Below are 2,494 nucleotides of genomic sequence, written 5' to 3' on the forward strand. Positions count from 1 at the left end.
AGCCGGCCCTGCGGCCCGGCGAGGGAGACCGAGCGGCGGGGTCGGCGGTCGCCGAGCACCTCGGCGATCGGCGCGGGCAGCACCGCGACGTCGGGATCGGCGGTGGGCTCGCCGACCTCGTCGGTGAACCACAGCGCGAGCCCGAGGCCCGGGCGCCACAGCCCGTGCGCCGCGGCCTGGGGGCGGGGCACGACTACTCCGGGACGGAGCGGTAGGCCTCGTGCCGGTGGCGCAGGCGGTGCCGCAGGTGCGCGTCCACCGTGGGCCACTCGTGCCGGAGGATCGAGAACAGCACCGCGTCCTGCAGGGCGCCGTTGCGGTACCGCTTGTAGCTGCGCAGCACGCCGTCCTGCTTGGCGCCGAGCCGGGCGATGGCCTCGCGCGACTGGGTGTTGACCCACTGGGTGCGCAGGCCGATGCACTCGCAGCCGAGCACATCGAAGGCGTGCCGGAGCAGCAGCAGCTTGGACTCCGCGTTGGTGCCGGTGCCGTGCGCGGAGGCGCGGTTCCAGGTGTAGCCGATCTCCATCCGCGGGACCGTCGGGTCGATGTCGTAGTAGGTGGTCATGCCGAGCACCCGGCCCGCCGTGTCGATCGCGGTGAAGGGGATCATCTCACCCTTCGCCTGCAGGTCCAGGCGGCGGTCGATCTCGGCACGCAGGCCCGACGGGGCGGGCACGGAGGTGTACCAGCGGTCCCAGAGCTGCCCGTCCTCAAGCGCCTCGAGGAGGCCGTCGTGCTGGTCGTGCGCCAGCGGCGCGAGCGTGACGAGGTGACCCGTCAGGGTGACGGGCTCCAGCGGGGTGCGGAAGGCCATGGTTCGCAGGCTACTGCGGGGCACTGACGAGCAGGCGCTCCAGCGCGGCGCGGATCCCGTCGGGAACCCCGGCGGGGCGTCGGCTCTCCCGGTCGACGAAGACGTGGACGAACCAGCCCTCGGCGGCGGGGGCGCCGGCGCCGTCGAACAGCGTGACGGCGTAGGTGACGCTCGACCGGCCCAGCTTGGTGACCGCGAGACCGGCGGTGACGGGCTCCGGGAAGGCGAGCGGGGCGTCGTAGCGGCAGTGAGATTCCACACAGAGGCCGATCACGGCGCCGTCGTGGATGTCCAGCCCGCCCTCGCGGATGAGGAAGGTGTTGATCACCGTGTCGAAGAAGCTGTAATAGACGACGTTGTTGACGTGCCCGTACACGTCGTTGTCCTTCCACCGCGTGGGGATGACCAGGGTGTACGGCTGCTCGTCGATGCTCGGCACGATCTCCGACGGTACGCGGGCGGCGCTCGGGCCCGTGCGCCGGTCGGGAACTTTCCGGGGGTTGCCGGGGGTTAGATGGAGTACAAGGTCACCAGGATCGCTTCCCACGGAGGTCACCATGGCGAACAAGCCCGCCCGCATCCAGTCCGACGAGCCTCAGCTCCCCGCCGTCCAGCGCGACGGCGGCGGCGTCCTCGGCTCCGTCATCGACCGCGCCGCCCGCCTGCAGGCGCCGGCCGTCGCGAAGTACGTCGCGAGCCTGCGCGCCGATCACCCCGACGAGTCGCCCACGCAGATCATCGAGCGGCTCGAGAAGCGGTACCTGCTGACCGTGACCGGCACCGGCGGCGCGGCCGGCGCCACCGCCGCCGTCCCGGGCGTCGGCACCCTGGCCGCGATCGGCACCATCGGCGCCGAGACCGTGGTGTTCATGGAGGCCTCGGCGCTGTACGCCCTGGCCGTCGCCGAGGTGTACGGCATCTCCCCCGAGGACCGGGAGCTGCGCAAGGCGCTGGTGCTCACCGCGGTGCTCGGCGAGGCCGGCCTCGGCGCGCTGCGCGCCACCGTCGGCGCCAAGAACGCCTCGCTGATGAACCTCAAGAAGAACCCCACCCAGCTCCCCGGGCTGGGCAACCTGAACAAGCAGCTGATGAAGATGTTCAGCCGCCGGTTCCTGGCGAAGAAGTCGCCGCTGATCCTCGGCAAGCTGCTCCCCGCGGGGATCGGCGCCGTCGTGGGCGCGGGCGGCAACCGGGTCCTGGGCAAGGGCGTGATCAAGAACTCCCGGACGGCCTTCGGCCCCGTCCCCGCCACGTGGCCCACCGCCCACCTGCGGGTGATCGACGGGTCCGTCTCCGACGGATCCACGCCCGGTCTGCCGGGGCCCGGCAGCGACTGATCCAGGGCCGCGGAACGGGAGTAACCGACACAGGTTTTCCGTGGTGGACTACCCTGGACCGCGCGGACCTGCGCCCTCTGCGATCCAGGGCGGCGCGCGCTTGATACGACGATGATGAATCGAGGCGAGGACCTGCCGTGAGCAGCAGTTCTGTATCGGATTTCGGCCAAAACGAATGGCTGGTCGAGGAGATGTACGAGCGGTTCAAGGCCGACCCTAATTCGGTCGACCCGAGCTGGCACGAATTCCTCTCGAAGTACACCCCGGGAGCTGCAGAGGTTAGCCTTTCTCTTATACACATTCCGAGCCCACGAGACCAGAGAGGATCTCGTATGCCGTC

Annotated in this window: 5 protein-coding genes; 2 read left to right on the top strand and 3 right to left on the bottom strand. The window is 70.6% G+C overall.

All coding sequences use genetic code 11. From position 1 onward, the window contains the following. The 3 genes from LB823_RS23470 to LB823_RS23480 form a co-directional block, all read right to left on the bottom strand. The coding region (locus LB823_RS23470; protein ID WP_224652158.1) for a hypothetical protein at positions 1-191 on the bottom strand (191 nt) is incomplete at its 3' end. A gap of 2 nt (positions 192-193) precedes the next feature. Continuing rightward, positions 194-817: a GNAT family N-acetyltransferase gene (locus tag LB823_RS23475; RefSeq protein ID WP_224652159.1), complete on the bottom strand. Its 624-nt coding sequence runs from the start codon at positions 815-817 to the stop codon at positions 194-196. 10 nt (positions 818-827) lie between these two features. Next, positions 828-1,256 carry a thioesterase family protein gene (locus LB823_RS23480; RefSeq protein WP_259140398.1) on the bottom strand — a complete coding sequence of 143 codons (429 nt, stop codon included), beginning with the start codon at positions 1,254-1,256 and terminating at the stop codon, positions 828-830. 118 nt (positions 1,257-1,374) lie between these two features. Between LB823_RS23480 and LB823_RS23485 the strand changes: the two genes are divergently transcribed. Next, positions 1,375-2,154, top strand: a complete 780-nt coding sequence (locus LB823_RS23485) for a hypothetical protein (protein WP_224652161.1) — start codon at positions 1,375-1,377, stop codon at positions 2,152-2,154. Positions 2,155-2,291: 137 nt separating this feature from the next. Next, positions 2,292-2,494, top strand: a 203-nt coding sequence (locus LB823_RS23490; protein WP_224652162.1) for a hypothetical protein, incomplete at its 3' end; no start/stop codon positions are given.

This window comes from Tsukamurella sp. M9C, assembly GCF_020169415.1.
Classification (GTDB): domain Bacteria; phylum Actinomycetota; class Actinomycetes; order Mycobacteriales; family Mycobacteriaceae; genus Tsukamurella.

What these genes read in the sequence shown, in the direction of transcription:
- LB823_RS23475 (WP_224652159.1), bottom strand. Translation starts at nt 817, where the DNA reads ATGGCCTTCCGCACCCCGCTGGAGCCCGTCACCCTGACGGGTCACCTC.
- LB823_RS23485 (WP_224652161.1), top strand. Translation starts at nt 1,375, where the DNA reads ATGGCGAACAAGCCCGCCCGCATCCAGTCCGACGAGCCTCAGCTCCCC.